Below are 224 nucleotides of genomic sequence, written 5' to 3'. Positions count from 1 at the left end.
TCGATGACGGCACCGGAACCACACCGACCATCCTGCCCGACGGCTACGTCGCCATCACCGACAACGCCGACCCCATGAACGTCGTCGTCTACCGCACCGCACCCGAAGCCACCCAACGACAAGTCTGCTCCGTACCAGTATTCGAACCCGGACGCAGCAACACCGAAAACTCCCTGATCGGCGCCGGACGCTCCCTCATCGTCGAAAACAACTACGGCTACACC

The 224-nt window shown here is 62.1% G+C and carries 1 pseudogene; it reads left to right on the top strand.

The window, feature by feature from the left end:
* Nucleotides 1-224 (top strand): annotated as a pseudogene (locus ACL02S_RS24345) (hypothetical protein); the annotation flags it as partial.

It is taken from the genome of Nocardia spongicola, from assembly GCF_047200775.1.
Taxonomy (GTDB): Bacteria; Actinomycetota; Actinomycetes; order Mycobacteriales; family Mycobacteriaceae; genus Nocardia.
The sequence above is the reverse complement of the archived record's forward strand: the minus strand, read 5'-3'. Positions and strand labels throughout refer to the sequence as shown.